This window comes from Streptomyces sp. NPDC004838 (genome assembly GCF_053600955.1).
Genome location: NZ_JBSGAW010000012.1, coordinates 199,113 through 215,600 on the forward strand (window position 1 = coordinate 199,113; position 16,488 = coordinate 215,600).

18 protein-coding genes are annotated in these 16,488 nt (G+C 72.1%); 5 read left to right on the forward strand and 13 right to left on the reverse strand.

Translation table 11 applies throughout. The annotated features are described in order from the left end of the window. Window positions 1-34: 34 nt before the first annotated feature. Both ACWEFL_RS16575 and hisI read right to left on the reverse strand, forming a co-directional pair. Window positions 35-1,561 (reverse strand): anthranilate synthase component I, encoded by a 1,527-nt coding sequence (locus ACWEFL_RS16575; protein ID WP_451712565.1) that lies wholly within the window; start codon window positions 1,559-1,561, stop codon window positions 35-37. Between the two features lie 36 nt (window positions 1,562-1,597). Further along, complete coding sequence (gene hisI / locus ACWEFL_RS16580; RefSeq protein WP_451712568.1) at window positions 1,598-1,963, reverse strand: phosphoribosyl-AMP cyclohydrolase; 366 nt, start codon at window positions 1,961-1,963, stop codon at window positions 1,598-1,600. A gap of 83 nt (window positions 1,964-2,046) precedes the next feature. Between hisI and ACWEFL_RS16585 the strand changes: the two genes are divergently transcribed. Then, window positions 2,047-2,685 (forward strand): TIGR03085 family metal-binding protein, encoded by a 639-nt coding sequence (locus ACWEFL_RS16585; protein ID WP_451712571.1) that lies wholly within the window; start codon window positions 2,047-2,049, stop codon window positions 2,683-2,685. 176 nt (window positions 2,686-2,861) lie between these two features. Here ACWEFL_RS16585 and hisF read toward each other — a convergent pair whose 3' ends face one another. From hisF to hisD, 8 genes are read right to left on the reverse strand one after another with little or no spacing between them, the layout of a single operon-like run. Further along, complete coding sequence (gene hisF / locus ACWEFL_RS16590; RefSeq protein ID WP_451712573.1) at window positions 2,862-3,617, reverse strand: imidazole glycerol phosphate synthase subunit HisF; 756 nt, start codon at window positions 3,615-3,617, stop codon at window positions 2,862-2,864. Beyond that, the gene (locus tag ACWEFL_RS16595; RefSeq protein WP_451712576.1) at window positions 3,614-4,048 is read right to left on the reverse strand and encodes a RidA family protein; all 435 of its coding nucleotides are present in this window, start codon (window positions 4,046-4,048) and stop codon (window positions 3,614-3,616) included. The genes hisF and ACWEFL_RS16595 overlap by 4 nt, the downstream gene beginning before the upstream one ends. Continuing rightward, window positions 4,045-4,779, reverse strand: coding sequence for a bifunctional 1-(5-phosphoribosyl)-5-((5-phosphoribosylamino)methylideneamino)imidazole-4-carboxamide isomerase/phosphoribosylanthranilate isomerase PriA (gene priA / locus ACWEFL_RS16600; RefSeq protein WP_451712579.1), 735 nt, complete (start codon window positions 4,777-4,779; stop codon window positions 4,045-4,047). Before priA ends, ACWEFL_RS16595 begins: the two co-directional genes overlap by 4 nt. Then, the gene (gene hisH, locus ACWEFL_RS16605) at window positions 4,776-5,417 is read right to left on the reverse strand and encodes an imidazole glycerol phosphate synthase subunit HisH (protein ID WP_451712582.1); all 642 of its coding nucleotides are present in this window, start codon (window positions 5,415-5,417) and stop codon (window positions 4,776-4,778) included. Before hisH ends, priA begins: the two co-directional genes overlap by 4 nt. Next, a complete protein-coding gene (locus ACWEFL_RS16610) occupies window positions 5,414-5,578 on the reverse strand; it encodes a hypothetical protein (RefSeq protein ID WP_451712585.1) in 165 nt (54 codons plus the stop codon). Before ACWEFL_RS16610 ends, hisH begins: the two co-directional genes overlap by 4 nt. Then, window positions 5,575-6,168, reverse strand: coding sequence for an imidazoleglycerol-phosphate dehydratase HisB (gene hisB / locus ACWEFL_RS16615; protein ID WP_451712587.1), 594 nt, complete (start codon window positions 6,166-6,168; stop codon window positions 5,575-5,577). The genes ACWEFL_RS16610 and hisB overlap by 4 nt, the downstream gene beginning before the upstream one ends. After that, a complete protein-coding gene (locus ACWEFL_RS16620) occupies window positions 6,165-7,289 on the reverse strand; it encodes a histidinol-phosphate transaminase (RefSeq protein WP_451712590.1) in 1,125 nt (374 codons plus the stop codon). The genes hisB and ACWEFL_RS16620 overlap by 4 nt, the downstream gene beginning before the upstream one ends. Next, window positions 7,286-8,617 carry a histidinol dehydrogenase gene (hisD, locus tag ACWEFL_RS16625; protein WP_451712593.1) on the reverse strand — a complete coding sequence of 444 codons (1,332 nt, stop codon included), beginning with the start codon at window positions 8,615-8,617 and terminating at the stop codon, window positions 7,286-7,288. Before hisD ends, ACWEFL_RS16620 begins: the two co-directional genes overlap by 4 nt. A gap of 249 nt (window positions 8,618-8,866) precedes the next feature. Here hisD and ACWEFL_RS16630 point away from each other — a divergent pair, with 249 nt between their 5' ends. From ACWEFL_RS16630 to ybaK, 4 genes are all read left to right on the forward strand, one after another. Continuing rightward, a complete protein-coding gene (locus tag ACWEFL_RS16630; RefSeq protein ID WP_451712636.1) occupies window positions 8,867-10,405 on the forward strand; it encodes an oxidoreductase in 1,539 nt (512 codons plus the stop codon). Between the two features lie 313 nt (window positions 10,406-10,718). Beyond that, window positions 10,719-11,783 carry a hypothetical protein gene (locus ACWEFL_RS16635; protein WP_451712595.1) on the forward strand — a complete coding sequence of 355 codons (1,065 nt, stop codon included), beginning with the start codon at window positions 10,719-10,721 and terminating at the stop codon, window positions 11,781-11,783. Between the two features lie 11 nt (window positions 11,784-11,794). Continuing rightward, window positions 11,795-12,535 (forward strand): LON peptidase substrate-binding domain-containing protein, encoded by a 741-nt coding sequence (locus ACWEFL_RS16640; protein WP_451712596.1) that lies wholly within the window; start codon window positions 11,795-11,797, stop codon window positions 12,533-12,535. Window positions 12,536-12,646: 111 nt separating this feature from the next. Further along, window positions 12,647-13,144 (forward strand): Cys-tRNA(Pro) deacylase, encoded by a 498-nt coding sequence (ybaK, locus tag ACWEFL_RS16645; RefSeq protein WP_451712599.1) that lies wholly within the window; start codon window positions 12,647-12,649, stop codon window positions 13,142-13,144. 491 nt (window positions 13,145-13,635) lie between these two features. Here ybaK and ACWEFL_RS16650 read toward each other — a convergent pair whose 3' ends face one another. The 3 genes from ACWEFL_RS16650 to ACWEFL_RS16660 are packed head-to-tail and all read right to left on the reverse strand — an operon-like array spanning window position 13,636 to window position 16,224. After that, on the reverse strand, window positions 13,636-14,391 hold the full coding sequence (locus tag ACWEFL_RS16650) for an ABC transporter permease (protein ID WP_451712601.1): 756 nt from the start codon (window positions 14,389-14,391) through the stop codon (window positions 13,636-13,638). Window positions 14,392-14,425: 34 nt separating this feature from the next. Further along, window positions 14,426-15,253: an ABC transporter permease gene (locus ACWEFL_RS16655; protein WP_451712603.1), complete on the reverse strand. Its 828-nt coding sequence runs from the start codon at window positions 15,251-15,253 to the stop codon at window positions 14,426-14,428. Then, window positions 15,250-16,224 (reverse strand): ABC transporter ATP-binding protein, encoded by a 975-nt coding sequence (locus ACWEFL_RS16660; RefSeq protein WP_451712638.1) that lies wholly within the window; start codon window positions 16,222-16,224, stop codon window positions 15,250-15,252. The genes ACWEFL_RS16655 and ACWEFL_RS16660 overlap by 4 nt, the downstream gene beginning before the upstream one ends. Window positions 16,225-16,488 lie beyond the last annotated feature (264 nt).

Genomic DNA, 16,488 nt, shown 5'->3' on the forward strand with positions numbered 1-16,488 from the left:
TTACGCCTCGAGCCGTCTTTCAGCCCGGTAGTGGTTACCGGCCGGTCCGGCCGTTCATCCGGTTGGCGGTATGGACCGCGCGGAGGACGGCGGCGGCCTTGTTACGGCACTCGGTGTCCTCGGCGACCGGGTCGGAGTCGGCCACCACACCGGCTCCCGCCTGCACGTACGCCGTGCCGTCGCGCAGCAGCGCCGTGCGGATGGCGATCGCGGTGTCGGAGTCCCCGGCGAAGTCGAGGTAGCCCACGCAGCCGCCGTACAGGCCCCGCCGGGAGGGCTCCAGCTCGTCGATGATCTGCATCGCGCGGGGCTTGGGCGCCCCGGAGAGGGTGCCCGCGGGGAAGCAGGCGGTCAGGACGTCGAACGCGGTACGGCCTTCGGCGACCTCGCCGGTCACCGTCGAGACGATGTGCATGACGTGGGAGTACCGCTCGACGGACATGAAGTCGACGACCTCGACGGTGCCCGGCTCGCAGACGCGGCCCAGGTCGTTGCGGCCGAGGTCGACGAGCATCAGGTGCTCGGCGCGCTCCTTGGGGTCGGCCAGCAGCTCGTCGGCGAGGGCCTGGTCCTCCTGCGGGGTCGCTCCGCGCGGGCGGGTCCCGGCGATGGGGTGGACCATCGCGTGCCCGTCCTCGACCTTGACCAGGGCCTCGGGGCTGGAGCCCACCACGTCGAAACCGTCGAAGCGGAACAGATACATGTACGGGCTGGGGTTGGTGGCCCGCAGGACGCGGTAGACGTCCAGAGCGCTCGCCTCGCAGGGTGTCTCGAACCGCTGCGACGGCACCACCTGGAACGCCTCGCCGGCCCGGATGCGCTCTTTGACGTCCTCGACGGCCGCCTGGTAGTCCTCGCCGCCCCAGAGGGCGGAGAACTCGGGCAGTTCGGACCTCGGCAGCGCGACGGGCGGGGAGACGAGCGGGCGGGCCAGATCATGTTCCATCGCGTCGAGCCGGGCGACGGCGTCCGCGTACGCCTCGTCGACCCCGGTGTCGAGGTCGTTGTGGTTGATGGCGTTGGCGATCAGCAGGACCGTGCCGTCCCGGTGGTCGAGCACCGCGAGGTCCGAGGTCAGGAGCATGGTCAGCTCGGGGAGCTTGAGGTCGTCGCGCTCGCCCGGTCCGATCTTCTCCAGCCTGCGGACGATGTCGTAGCCGAGATAGCCGACCATGCCGCCGGTGAAGGGCGGCAGCCCGGAGGCCAGATCGCGGGGGGTGTGCAGCGTCTCCACGGTGGCGCGCAGGGCCGCCAGCGGATCGCCTTCCACGGGTACGCCGACGGGCGGGGTGCCCAGCCAGTGGGCCTGGCCCTCACGCTCGGTGAGCGTCCCGGCGCTGCGCACCCCGACGAAGGAGTAGCGGGACCATGAGCTGCCTCCCCCGCCTCCCACGGTGTGGGAGGCGCCCCCGTCCGCCGACTCCAGCAGGAAGGTGCCGGGGCGCTCGGCGGCAAGCTTGCGGTAGAGCGCGACCGGGGTGTCGCCGTCCGCGAGGAGGCGGCGGCTGACGGGGATGACACGGCGGTCGGCGGCGAGCTTGCGGAAAGTCTCCAGGTCCATGGGGCCCGACCCTACTGGCCGAACGGGAGGACGTCGCTACTGGCCGAGCGGGAGGACATCGGCTTCGAAGCAGGTGCGGGCCCCGGTGTGACAGGCGGCTCCGATCTGGTCGACCTTGAGAAGGACGGTGTCCGCGTCGCAGTCCAGGGCGACGGACTTGACGTGCTGGACATGGCCGGAGGTGTCGCCCTTGGCCCAGTACTCCTGCCGGCTGCGGGACCAGTAGGTCGCCCGGCCGGTGGTCAGGGTGCGGTGGAGGGCCTCGTCGTCCATCCAGCCGAGCATCAGCACCTCACCGGTGTCGTACTGCTGGGCGATGGCGGGGAGCAGCCCGTCGGCGGAGCGCTTGAGACGGGCGGCGACTGCGGGGTCGAGGGGGCTCGCGGGAACGCTGCTGGTCATGCGCCCATTGTGCCGCCCGGGCGGGGTCCGGTGTGGGAACGTCCACTGGGCGGACCGGTCGCGTCGGCCGTACGCTGGCGAATATGTCGACCCATGCGAAGCGTGAACGGCTCCTCCTCGCGGACCTGCTGGAAGACGCCGGTCCCGACGCCCCGACGCTCTGCGACGGCTGGCGGACACGGGATCTCGCGGCCCATGTCGTGGTGCGCGAGCGTCGCGCCGACGCGGCGGGCGGAATCCTGCTCTCGGTGCTGAAGCCCCGGCTGGACCGGGTGCAGGCGGAGTTCGCGGAGAAGCCGTACGAAGAGCTGATCCAGCTGATCCGTACCGGGCCGCCGAAGATGTCCCCGTACGGGATCAAACAGGTGGACGAGGCCGCGAACACGGTCGAGTTCTACGTCCACGCCGAGGATGTGCGCCGCGCCCAGCCCGACTGGACCCCGCGTCCGCTGGACCGGGTCTTCGAGGACGCGCTCTGGGCCCGTCTGGAGAAGGCGGCCCGGCTGCTCGGCCGCAAGTCCCCGGCCGGTCTGGTACTGCGCCGCCCCGACGGTCAGACCGTCGTCGCCCACCGTGGCACGCCCGTGGTCACCGTGACGGGCGAGCCGAGCGAGCTGACGATGTTCACCTTCGGCCGCCAGGACGCGGCGCGGGTGGAGATCGAGGGCGAGAAGGATGCCGTGGGGCTGGTCCGGGACTCGAAGCTGGGCATCGCCATGTGAGCGGTGGAGCCGTGGGCCCGGCGGTCCGCGACTGGGGCTCCCGCCCCCGCGACAACGCTGTCGGGACGTCCAACGGAGCCCGGAACTCAGGCCCCCGGCGGCGGCCGTGACGTGATGCCGGTGGGCCCGGTCGCCTCCGCCCCGTCATACGGGGTGAGCGGCCGGGCCCGGGAAGCTCAGCGGACCGGGTGGCCCGCTTCTCTGAGCACGTCCTTCACCTGGGAGATCCGCAGATCGCCGAAGTGGAAGACCGAGGCGGCGAGCACCGCGTCCGCTCCCGCGTCGACGGCCGGAGGGAAGTCCGCCAGCCGCCCCGCGCCGCCGCTGGCGATCACGGGGACGGTGACGTGCTCGCGCACGGCCGTGATCATCTCGGTGTCGTAGCCGTCCTTCGTGCCGTCGGCGTCCATCGAGTTCAGCAGAATCTCGCCGGCGCCGAGTTCGGCGGCCCGGTGGGCCCATTCGACCGCGTCGATGCCCGTGCCCTTCCGCCCGCCGTGCGTGGTGACCTCGAAGGAGCCCGACGGGGTACGGCGCGCGTCGACGGAGAGGACGAGGACCTGGCGGCCGAAGCGCTCGGCGATCTCGCGGATCAGTTCGGGGCGGGCGATCGCCGCGGTGTTGACGCCCACCTTGTCGGCCCCGGCCCGCAGCAGCCGGTCCACGTCGTCGGCCGAGCGGACGCCGCCGCCGACGGTGAGCGGGATGAAGACCTGCTCGGCGGTACGGCGGACCACGTCGTACGTCGTCTCCCGGTTGCCGGACGAGGCGGTGATGTCGAGGAACGTCAGCTCGTCCGCGCCCTCGGCGTCGTACAGCTTGGCCATCTCGACCGGGTCGCCCGCGTCCCGCAGATTCTGGAAGTTGACTCCCTTGACGACGCGGCCGTTGTCGACGTCGAGACAGGGGATGACCCTGACGGCGAGTGTCATGAGTCCTCCTCCCGCTCCCCCTGGCCGTTGCGATTGCCCCGGTACGCCTCCAGTTCGACCTCGACCAGGATCCGCGGGTCGACGAAGCCGGAGACGATCGTCATGGTCATCACGGGGCGGACGGAGCCGAAGACTTCCCGATGGGCGCGGCCGACCGCGTCCACGTCCCGCGCGTGGGTCAGGATCAGCCGGGTGAGGACGACGGACTCGGGGCCGAGGCCCAGTTCGCCGATGGCCGCGAGGGCGTTGGACATGGCGACCCGCGCCTGCTCGTAGGGGTCGCCCTCGCCGTACAGTATCGGGCCCTTGAAGGACGTCGTCCCGCCGACGACCACCCGGTCGCCCACCGCCACGGCACGTGCGAACCCGAAGACGTCCTCCCAGGGGGACCCGCTCGCGATCCGCCGGATGTCCTGGTCCGCCTCCGTCATGAGGACACCGCCGCGAGAGCCTCCTCCAGCGTGAACGCCTTCGCGTAGAGCGCCTTGCCGACGATCGCGCCCTCCACGCCCTGCGGGACGAGCCCGGCGATCGCGCGGAGGTCGTCCAGCGAGGAGACGCCGCCCGACGCCACGACGGGCTTGTCGGTGGCGGCGCAGACGTTCTTCAGCAGCTCCAGATTGGGCCCCTGGAGCGTGCCGTCCTTGGCGATGTCGGTGACGACGTACCGGGCGCAGCCCTCGGAGTCGAGTCGCGCCAGGGTCTCGTAGAGGTCGCCGCCGTCGCGGGTCCAGCCACGGCCGCGCAGGGTGGTGCCGCGTACGTCCAGTCCGACGGCGATCTGGTCGCCGTGCCGGGCGATGACCTTGGCGACCCACTCGGGGGTCTCCAGGGCGGCCGTGCCGAGGTTGACGCGGGTGCAGCCGGTGGCGAGGGCCGCGGTGAGGGAGGCGTCGTCGCGGATGCCGCCGGACAGCTCCACCTTGACGCCGTGACCGGCGATGTTCCCGGCGACCTCGGCGATCAGCGCGCGGTTGTCGCCCGTGCCGAACGCGGCGTCGAGGTCGACCAGGTGCAGCCATTCGGCGCCCGCGCGCTGCCAGGCGAGGGCGGCTTCCAGGGGGGAGCCGTACGACGTCTCCGTACCGGACTCGCCGTGGACGAGGCGGACGGCCTGTCCGTCGCGGACGTCGACGGCGGGGAGGAGTTCGAGCTTGGTCACAGTGTTCCGATCCAGTTGGTCAGCAGCTGGGCGCCGGCGTCGCCGGACTTCTCGGGGTGGAACTGCGTCGCCCAGAGCGCGCTGTTCTCCACGGCGGCGACGAAGCGCTCGCCGTGGGTGGCCCAGGTGACATGGGGCGCGCGGATGGCGGGGTTGGTGATCTCCAGATCCCACTCGTGCACCGCGTAGGAGTGCACGAAGTAGAACCGGGCGCCGGGGTCGACCCCGGCGAAGAGGGTGCTGTCGGCGGGGGCGTCGACCGTGTTCCAGCCCATGTGGGGGACGATCGGGGCCTTGAGCGGGCCGACCGTGCCGGGCCACTCGTCGAGCCCCTCGGACTCCACACCGTGCTCGATGCCGCGGGCGAAGAGGATCTGCATGCCGACGCAGATGCCCATGACGGGCCGGCCTCCGGAGAGCCTGCGGCCGATGATCCACTCGCCGCGGGCCTTGCGCAGTCCCTCCATGCAGGCGGAGAACGCGCCGACGCCGGGGACGAGGAGCCCGTCGGCGTTCATGGCCTCGTCGAAGTCGCGGGTGATCTCGACATCGGCTCCGACGCGGGCCAGCGCCCTCTCCGCGGAGCGGACGTTGCCGAATCCGTAGTCGAAGACGACGACCTTCTTCGGTGCGCTCATGACCACACGTCCAGCCGGAGCACACCGGCGACCAGGGCCATCCCCGCCCCGATGGCGAGCAGCGCGATCACGCCCTTGGGCAACCCCTGCTTGGCGAAGGAGTAGACGCCGCCGAGGAAGAAGAGCCCGACCACGATCAGGATGGTGGCGAGGCCGTTCACAGCGCGCCCTTCGTGGAGGGGAGGATTCCGGCGGCGCGCGGGTCGCGTTCCGAGGCGTAGCGCAGCGCGCGGGCGAGCGCCTTGAACTGGCACTCGACGATGTGGTGCGCGTTGCGCCCGTACGGGACGTGGACGTGCAGGGCGATCTGGGCCTGGGCGACGAAGGACTCCAGGATGTGCCGGGTCATGGTGGTGTCGTAGGCGCCGATCATGGGCGCCATGTTCTCCGGCTCGGTGTGTACGAGGTACGGGCGGCCGGAGAGGTCCACGGTGACCTGGGCGAGCGACTCGTCCAGGGGGACGGTGCAGTTGCCGAAGCGGTAGATGCCGACCTTGTCGCCGAGCGCCTGCCGGAAGGCCGCGCCCAGCGCGAGCGCGGTGTCCTCGATGGTGTGGTGCGAGTCGATGTGGAGATCGCCCTCGGTCTTCACCGTGAGGTCGAACAGGCCGTGCCGACCGAGCTGGTCGAGCATGTGGTCGTAGAAACCGACCCCGGTCGAGACCTCGACCTGCCCGGTGCCGTCGAGATCGATCTCGACGACGACGGACGTCTCCTTGGTGGTCCGCTGCACCCTGCCCACGCGGCTCATGCGCTCTGCTCCTTCTTCAACTCACGTACCGCGTCGAGGAACGCGTCGTTTTCGGCGGGCGTGCCCGCGGTGACCCGCAGCCGGCCCGGTACGCCGTTGTCCCTGACCAGGACGCCCCGGTCGAGGATCTTCCGCCAGGCGTCCTGCGTGGCGCCTTCGCCTTCGAACCGTCCGAACTGCACGAAGTTGGCGTCGGAGTCGGTGACCTCGTAGCCGATGGCACGCAGCTCGGCGACCAGGCGGTCCCGCTCGGTCTTGAGCTGCTCGACATACCCGAGCAGCGTATCGGTGTGCTCCAGGGCGGCGAGCGCGGTGGCCTGGGTGACGGCCGAGAGGTGGTACGGCAGGCGTACGAGCTGGACCGCGTCGACCACCGCCGGGTGGGCGGCCAGATAGCCGAGGCGGAGTCCGGCCGCGCCGAACGCCTTGGACATCGTCCGGGAGACCACCAGGTTCGGGCGGCCCTCGATCAGCGGCAGCAGGGAGGGCCGGTGGCTGAACTCCACATACGCCTCGTCGACGATCACGAGGGAGGGCCGAGCGGCCTGGGCGGCCTCGTAGAGCGCGCGGACCGTCCCGGCGTCGACCGCCGTGCCCGTGGGGTTGTTGGGCGAGGTGATGAAGACCACGTCGGGCCGGTGCTCGGCGATGGCGCGCTCGGCGGCGGCGAGGTCGACGGTGAAGTCGTCCCGGCGCGGGCCGGAGAGCCAGCCGGTGCCGGTGCCGCGGGAGATCAGTGCGTGCATCGAGTACGAGGGCTCGAAGCCGATGGCCGTGCGGCCGGGGCCGCCGAAGGTCTGAAGGAGCTGCTGGAGGACCTCGTTGGAGCCGTTGGCCGCCCAGACGTTCTTCACGGAGACCGGGTGGCCTGCCGTACGGGTCAGATAGGCGGCCAACTCGGTGCGGAGTTCGACCGCGTCCCGGTCGGGGTAGCGGTTGAGGCCGCGCGCCGCCTCCCGTACCCGCTCGGCGATGCGCTCGACGAGGGGCTCGGGCAGCGGATACGGGTTCTCGTTGGTGTTGAGCTGTACGGGCACGTCGAGCTGGGGGGCGCCGTAGGGCGTCTTGCCGCGCAGCTCCTCGCGGATGGGCAGATCGTCGATACCGATCGGGTCGTTCACTTGCCGGGCACCTTCCAGCCGAACCTTGCCTTCATCGCCGCGCCGTGCGCGGGCAGGTCCTCCGCCTCCGCGAGCGTGACGACGTGGTGGGTCACCTCGGCGAGGGCGTCCCGCGTGTAGTCCACGATGTGGATGCCGCGCAGGAAGGACTGGACGGACAGGCCCGAGGAGTGGCAGGCGCAGCCGCCGGTCGGCAGGACGTGGTTGGAGCCCGCGCAGTAGTCGCCGAGGGAGACGGGCGAGAAGGGGCCGACGAAGATCGCGCCCGCGTTCCGTACCCGCGCGGCGACCGCGGCGGCGTCGGCGGTCTGGATCTCCAGGTGTTCGGCGCCGTACGCGTCGACGACCCTCAGCCCCTCCTCGACGCCGTCGACGAGGACGATCGCGGACTGCCTGCCGGACAGGGCCGGGACGATGCGGTCCTCGATGTGCCGGGAGGCGGCGATCTGCGGCTCCAGCTCCTTCTCGACCGCGTCAGCGAGCGCGCTGGAGTCGGTGACCAGGACCGCGGCGGCCAGCGGGTCGTGCTCGGCCTGGCTGATGAGGTCGGCGGCGACATGGACCGGGTCGGCGGTGGCGTCGGCGAGGACGGCGATCTCGGTCGGCCCGGCCTCGGTGTCGATGCCGATCCGGCCGGTGAAGTAGCGCTTGGCGGCGGCGACCCAGATGTTGCCGGGGCCGGTGACCATGTTCGCCGGGGGGCAGCCGTCGGGGCCCGTGGTGCCGTACGCGAACATCGCGACGGCCTGCGCGCCGCCGGCCGCGTACACCTCGTCGACGCCGAGGAGGGCGCAGGCGGCGAGGATCGTCGGGTGGGGAAGGCCGCCGTGCTCCTTCTGCGGCGGGGACGCGAGGGCGATGGAGGTGACGCCCGCCTCCTGCGCCGGGACCGCGTTCATGATCACGGACGAGGGGTAGACGGACCGGCCGCCGGGCGCGTAGAGCCCGACGCGGTCGACCGGGACCCACTTCTCGGTGACCGTGCCGCCGGGGACGACCTCGGTGGTGTGCTCGGCGCGGCGCTGGGCGCGGTGGACGATCCGGGCGCGCCGGATGGACTCCTCCAGGGCGGCCCTGACGCCGGGGTCGAGCTGCTCCAGGGCTTCCTTGATCGCGGCCTCGGGCACCCGGATCCGCTCCAGGGTGACGCCGTCGAATCTCTCCGCGTACTCGATCAGCGCAGCCGTGCCGCGATGGCGTACGTCCTCGCAGATGGGCCGCACCTTCTCCAGGGCGGCTTCCACGTCGAACTCGGCACGGGGCAGCAGGTCGCGCAGAGCGGCGCCTTCGGGGAGGGCGTCGCCGCGCAGATCGATTCGGGAGATCACACCGCCAATTCTCTCAGACCCGGATCGGCCGCCGTTCCCCGTATCACTGGCTGATACAGGTCACGGCCACCCCACGGGCAGCCGATGACCACTAGCGTTCGCTCCGTCACTCAGCGGGAAGACCGCTGGACGGGGCTGCGCGCGACTTCGCACAAGCCATTCGCACGAGTGAGGGAAACGGGGGAAACGGCTGTGCCCGAGCCGCCGGACGATGGACCTCCGGATGGGCTGAGCCCGTCCGAGCAGCGGATGTGGAACGCCTTCAGAGCCGGGGGCACGTTCGACGCGAGCGACCCCGATCCGCTGCGGAACGATCCGTTCTCGGCCCGGCCCTGGGGGCCCGAGCGCACGGTCCGCGCCTTCGTCGTCGCCCGGCTGCTGCTGAGCGGTCCGCCGGCGAGGCCGGGGCGGGTCGCCGCGCTCAAACTGCGCGGGGTGCAGATATCCGGCACGCTCAAGCTCGCGGGCGGCACGGTCGCGCCCTATGTGGAGCTGCACGGCTGCCGTTTCGACAGCGAGATCCTGATGCCCGAGGCGCATGTCACGACCGTGCGCATGGTGGGCTGCGCGATTCCGAAGCTGGAGGCGGCACGGCTGCGCACCGAGGGCGATCTGCATCTGCCGCGCTGCCGGGTCGAGCACGGCATCCGGCTCACCGACGCGCAGATCGGCACCGATCTGCTGATCAACCAGATCCATGTGCGGCCGGACCGCAAGGGCCGGGCGATCTCGGCCGACGGAATGCTGGTCGCACAGGATCTGCAGGCCGAACTGATCCAGACGTACGGGGAGTTCAGTCTCCGGGGCGCGAAGGTCGGGGTCTCCCTCAGTCTGCGCGGCAGCAAGCTGCGGGGCACCGCCGAGCGCCGCGCCCTGAACGCACCCCAGCTCACGGTGGAGAGGACGCTCTATCTGACGGCCGCCTGGGTGAGCGAGACCGGGAATCAGGGGGTCACCCCGCCGTTCGGCGTCCGGGGCACGGGCGCCAGGCAGGGCACCCGGATTCAGCCGTTCGAGTGCTACGGAGGGGTGCGTCTGGACGACGGCCGGTTCGGGGACGCGGTGGATCTGCACCGGGCGCGTTTCGTGCTCAGCGCGGGCGAGGAGCTGTCCCTGCGCCGGATCGTCACCCCCGAGCTGCGATTCAACGCGGAGCGCCCCGAGGAGGGGCGGGTCGTGCTGAACGGCGCGAAGGTCGTCACCCTGGTCGACCTGGCGGCGAGCTGGCCGGGTCCCGGCGGTCTGGCGATGGGCGGGTTCGTGTACGAGAACCTCGTGCCGTACCAGGCGTTTCCGCTGAGCCGGCGGCTGGAGTGGGTGGCGTCGGCGACGCCCGAGTACTCCCCGGAGCCGTATGAGCGGCTCGCGACCGTGCTCCGCAACAGCGGTGAGGACGCGGACGCGCGCGAGGTGCTGCTCGCCAAGCAGCGGCGGCGGCGGGAGACGCTGCCGCTGGCCGCGAAGCTCTGGGGCCACCTCCAGGATCTGACGGTGGCGTACGGCTACCGGCCGGGCCGGGCCGCGCTGTGGATGGCGGTGCTGTGGGCGGCGGGCGCGCTGGCGTTCGCGCAGGTGGACCCCGAACCGATCAAGAGGGACGAGCATCCCCGGTGGAACGCGCCGCTCTACGCGCTGGATCTGCTGATCCCGGTGATCAACCTCGGCCAGGACGGCTACTGGCGGCTGACGGGCCCCTGGCAGTGGGCCGCGGCGGGTCTGGTGCTGCTGGGATGGATTCTGGCGACGACGGTGGCGGCGGGGGCGTCCAGACTGCTGCGGCGCGGGTGAGGCCGCCAAGCCGCACTGCCGGAGTGGGTGACGCCCGGTAGCCTCACCGCCGGTGCGGGCAGCGCGTTGCGGCACGCGGTCGTCGCCGCCCTTGGGGCCCCTGGGGCGCCTGCCTTCCTCCGTAGTCCTCCGTGGCTGTGGAGACGGGTGGCACAAGGGCGGCCGTATGGGATTCTCCACCCCGGAACGACCACGCTTCTTTACCCTCTCTTGGCCCGTCTTTACGCTCTCTTGGCCTGGGGTAGGACAACCATTTTGCCGCTACCAAAGCTTCACAGGGATTCCCTGGCGCGGCTCCGACCTGCGGTTTTCAATGGTCCGCACGATGTCATTGCTTCGCGCCCTCCTGCTCACCGCACGCAGGATCCGCCATGCGCCACACCTCGGCACGGCCTCGACGGGCCTGCCGCCCGACGAGGCCGTGCTCCTCGACGCTCCCGACGAACGGATGGCCCCGACGCTCGTGGCCGCCGCGCTCGGCGACTGGGAACCGGCCGCCAAGCTGCTGGCGACCACGCGTGGCGCGGCGGAGTGGGAGAGCCGGGACCGCCATGTCACCCGGCTCGCGGCCTTCGCGTACGCGCGGGACGAGTGGCTGGTGCGCTGGCTGGCCGCGGCCCCCAGGGACCCGGACGCGCTCGTCGTCAAGGCGGAACTGGAGGTCCGCAGGGCCTGGGCCTCCCCGGCGCGCGCCGAACGGCTGCGGGAGATCGGGCCGCTGATCGACGCGGCGGCGGACGGCGCCCCCGAGGATCCGGTGCCGTGGCGGATCTCGCTGGACCACGCGCGCGGCACCCATGCCCAGCACACCGCCTTCGAATCGCTGTGGGAGCAAGCCGTACGCCGTTCCTCGCACCACTACGGGTGTCATGTCGCGGCGCTGCGCTATCTCTCCGCCCAGTGGTACGGCTCCCACCGTGAGTGCTTCGACTTCGCCGAGAAGGCGGCCTCGGACGCGCTGCCGGGCTCGCTGATCCAGGCACTGCCGGTGCGGGCCGCGTTCGCGCAGCTGCTGAGCCGTGACGCCGGCTCCACCGGAACCACCTCCGTGCAGAACGACCGCATCGACGCGGCGGCCGATCTCGCGATCGGACTCTCCGCCGGCTACCGGGCAGGGGACCCCTGGCCCGCGGAGATACGCAACCTCCTGGCGTCCGTACTGGTCAGACGGGGCCGATGGGAGGCGGCGCTGGAGCAGTTCCGGCAGATAGGGCCGTACGCGACCTCCTTTCCCTGGGTCTACTTCTCCGAGGATCCGCTCGGCCGCTTTCTGGAGGCGCGCACCGCAGTGCGGCTGAGGCTGGCCGCCATGACGCCTCTGTGGGCCGGGGCCGGACGAAGCGGATCCGCGGACCACCGGGGATCCGCGGACCACTAGGCTTGTCCGTCGTGACCACCGCTCGACTCCCGCTCTTTCCGCTGAACTCGGTGCTCTTCCCGGGCCTCGTCCTGCCCCTGAACGTCTTCGAGGAGCGTTATCGCGCCATGATGCGCGAGCTGTTGAAGACGGACGAGTCGGAGCCGCGCCTGTTCGCGGTGGTCGCCATCCGCGACGGCCACGAAGTCGCGCCGACCGCGCCCGGTATGCCGGACCGGACCGCGGAGCCCGAGCGCGGACCGGCCGCGGGCTTCGGCGACGATCCGGTCCAGGCGTTCCACTCCGTGGGCTGTATCGCGGACGCGGCGACGATCCGGGAGCGGGAGGACGGCAGCTTCGAGGTGCTCGCCACCGGTACGACCCGGGTCAGGATTCTCTCCGTCGACGCGAGCGGTCCCTTCCTGACGGCCGAGCTGGAGGAGATCCCGGAGGAGACCGGGGAGGAGGCCGGGGCGCTGGCCGAGGGCGTGCTGCGGGCCTTCCGCAGCTACCAGAAGCGGCTCGCGGGAGCGCGGGAGCGGTCCCTGTCGAGCGGCGCGGATCTGCCGGACGAGCCGTCGGTGGTGTCGTACCTGGTCGCGGCGGCGGCCGTACTGGACACACCCGCGAAGCAGCGGCTCCTGGAGGCGGACGACACGGCGGCGAGGCTGCGCGAGGAGCTGACGCTGCTGCGCGCGGAGACCGCGGTGATCCGGCATCTTCCGTCGCTCCCGGCGGTGGATCTGACCCGGACGCCGACCAGTCCCAACTGATCCTTACTGATCCTTACTGATCCTTCGGTCGGAGCCGGCCGGCCCCGACCGAACCTCCGGACGAAGCCGGCCGGTCCCGGCCGAACCTCTGGGCGAACAGGAGCCTGTGAAGTGGCGAAGAAGGCCAAGAAGGCGGCCGGCGGCACCCCGGCGACCGTCGCGCTGACCGCGGCGGGCACACCGTTCACGGTCCACGCGTACGAGCACGACCCGGCGTCGCCGTCGTACGGCGAGGAGGCCGCCGAGGCGCTCGGGGTGTCGCCGGACCGGGTCTTCAAGACCCTCGTCGCCGACGTGGACGGGGAGCTGACGGTCGCCGTGGTGCCGGTGGCGGGCCAGCTGGACCTGAAGGCGCTGGCCGGCGCGGTGGGCGGCAAGCGGGCGGCGATGGCGGACCCGGCGGCGGCGGAGCGCACCACGGGGTACGTCCGGGGCGGGATCTCCCCCCTCGGTCAGCGCAAGCGCCTCCGTACGGTTCTGGACGCGTCGGCCGCGGACCATCCCACGATCTGCGTCTCGGCGGGACGGCGCGGTCTGGAGGTCGAGCTCTCCCCGTCGGACCTGGCGGAGCTGACGTCGGCGGTGCTGGCCCCGATCGGGCGCGCGTAGGGCGTGCTCGCGGTGGCGAGATCGCAGTCCTAGGGGGTCCTAGGGAGTCCTAGGGGCTCGACGGCGGGCCGCTCCTTCGCTACGACCGTAGAGACCGTAGATGGATACGGAACCGTCGAGGGAGGGACTCGCCATGTCCAAACGCACCCGCAAGCGCAAGTGGCGCACCCGCAAGGCCAACCACGGCCGCCGACCCGCGTAGCCCGGCACTAGGTCGTTTCTGATGGATCAGGCTGGATCAGGGAGCGGGGTCTGGTGCCGTGCATCGCAAGGCGGAGGAGGGAATCCATGCGGTCGGGGTACCTCCCGGGCCGCCAGGCCCAGGGTGGGGGTACCTCCCGGGCCGCCAGGCCCAGGGTGGGGGCACCTCCCCGGCCGCAGGGCCGAGGGGGAGCGGTGCCAGGGCACGCGAGCCCAGCAAGATCCATCAGAAGCGGCCTAGGCCCAAGACCCCCGGCTGCCCCGCCCGCGGCGGGACGGCGGGCGGGACGTCAGGTGGATTCTCGGGTGTACCAGTCCGGCTCGGGTTGGGGGTCGCGGGGGCCGAACAGGGCCGTCAGGGACAGATGGGCCGCCATCGCCGCGAGGGACCAGGCCAGGAGGACGCCGTACGCCTTGATCTTCAGCGGGGCGTCGAAGGTGACGCCCTCGCCGACGGCCTTCGCGTGGGCGACCACGTCGTTCGTGGGACCGAACCAGAGGCCGACGCGCCAGGCCAGGACCGAGCCGAGGAGCCCGCCGAGGGCGAGGGCCGCCACGAGGACGATGCCGCCGCTGCGGCGGAACCAGAAGACCGCGGCGGCGGTGACCACGCCGAAGGCCAGGCCCAGGAGGGCAAACGTTCCGTCCGCGCCGATCGACTCCTCGCCCTCGGTGTCCTGGAGGAACACGGCCTTTCCGTCCGAGACCAGCGGCACCCTGGGGGCCAGCCACAGCCACAGCAGGCCCAGCGCCACTCCCAGCACCGCCATGGCCACCAGCACGATCGCGCCGTCCCGCAGGTCGGCCCGGAGTCCGGAGCGGCCCGGGTCGCCGGGGGCTCCGGCGCCGTACAGGTCGCCCGCGTCGTGGCCGTGCGGGGGCACCGGACCGCTCGGCGACCCCGGGTGCCCCTGCTCTCCCTGATGCCCTTGCTGCGACTGATGTCCCTGCTGCTGGCGGTGCGGCTGGTGTGCCTGCGGCGGCTGCGGGGAACGCTCGTCCGACGAGCGGTGGGGCTGGTGGGGCGGTGTCAGCGGTGCGGTCACCACGCCATCGTGCCAGGCGTGTCGCGACCTCGCCTCATCGGACCGCCGCCCGGCGATACGCCCACGTCGCGACCGTCAGCGATACGAGACCGACCACCGCGCAGACCGCCAGGTCAAGGCCGACGACCGCCCAGTCGGGGTTCGTCTGGAACGTCCGGGCGAGCGCGTCGACCCCGTAGGTGGAGGGCAGCAGATCACGCGCGTACGAGATCGGCTCCGGCAGCCTGCTCGCCGGGAGCACGCCCAGCAGCAGCGCGGCGGACATGCCCAACTGTCCGAGCAGTGTGGCGAGTTCCGGCCGTGGCGCGAGGAGTCCGAGCGCCGCGCCGAGCCCGGCGAGGGCCGCTCCGGAGAGCGGGATGACCGCGACGAGGACCCACAGGTGTGTCATGGGCAGCTGGAAGAGCACGCTGCCGGTGACCGCCGTGAAGACGGCGCCGGGCACGGTGAAGGAGGCGTACGCGCCGGCCGCGCCGAGCACCACCGCCGCCGGCGGCACCGGCAGCGTCGCGTAGTGGTCGAGGCCGCCGCTCCCCCGCAGCTGTCCGAAGTACTGGGCGAGGAGGTTGAGCGCGACGAACGCGACCACCAGCACCGACGATCCGGCGACGACGGCCCGCGCCTCCGCGCCGCCGTCGACGACGCCCCGCATCAGGACCATGATCCCGACGGACTGGAACGTCGCCACGAAAAGCAGCGGAATCCGGGCGACCCGTGCCCGCGACAACTGCGCGCGGTACACCGCGCCGAGCGCCGGCACCAGCCGCGCCCTCGGTGCGAGCGGCGCGGGGGCGACCGCCGCCGCGCCGTGGTCCCTGATCTGTGTCCGCCCGGACACCGCCTCCGCGGGCACGATGCTCACGCTTTGACCAGCCCCTTCGTCGCGTTCCCCCCGAGCGCCAAGTACACGTCCTCCAGGCTGGGCGTCGCCAGCGTGAAGTCATCGAGCGCGGCGAAGGCCGCGCCGCCCGTCACCGCCGCGACCGCCGCACGCGCCTCGTCGGGCGCGAGCCTGAGCACCCAGCGGCGGCCGGACTCCTGAGCGGACCCGCGCAGCGCGGCGACCTCGGGCACTTCCAGCGGCGCGCGCTCGCGCCACAGCAGCTCGACCCGGACCTCGCCCGCGATCCGTTCCTTCAGCCCGCCGGGGGTGTCGCAGGCGATGACCCGGCCGCGCTCCAGTACGGCGACCCGGTCGAGCACGGTCTCCGCCTCGATGACGTTGTGGGTGACGAGCACCACGGTCGTTCCCCGTTCGGCACGGCGGCGGTCGACCGCCGCCCAGACGGCCCGCCGGGCGACGGGGTCCATTCCGGTGGTGGGTTCGTCCAGTACGAGCAGTGGGCGCTCTCCCACGAGCGTGGTGGCGAAGCAGGCCAGCCGCCGCTCCCCGCCGGAGAGCCTCTTCAGGGCGCGCCCCGCCAGTCCGGTCAGTCCCAGCTCCTCCAGGACGGCGTCCCGTTCGGCGCGCGCGTCCCGCGTGGTCAGTCCGCGCAGCCGCCCGGTCGTCTCCGCGGCGAGCGAGACGGTCAGCTCGTCGAGCGCCGGGGACTCCTGTCCGAGATAGCCGATGAGGCGGGCGGCGCGCTCCGGATGACGTACGAGATCGTGGCCGAGCACCTCGACGCCGCCCGCGTCGGGCCGCATCAGACCGGTCAACTGGCGCACGAGAGTGGACTTGCCGGCGCCGTTGGGACCGAGGAGTCCGAAGATCTCGCCGCCCTCGACTTCCAGGCTGATGCCGTCGGTGGCGCGCACCTCGGGGGTGGCGGGAACCCCTCGGCGGGCGCGCGCGGCAGGGTACGTCTTCACCAGCCGCCGCACCACGCACACCGTACTCACGAGGTATGAGGGTACGGGGTCCTCGGCGGGCCGCCCCGCGCGGGGCGGGCGGGAGGGTGCGCCCCGAGGATCGGAACGGACCGGATCAAAGGGGCCGGTCCTGGCCGGTTCTGGTGGGAGCGGAGAGAGAAGACCTGGTCAGGTGGGGTGGGTCCGGACGTGTTCGCCAGCCGGGCCGTGGTCGGGTGGGTCGCAGTCCCGCTGTGGAGGAAATCCGAGCAGTAGACTTGATCTGTATGAGTGTCACGTCACGAC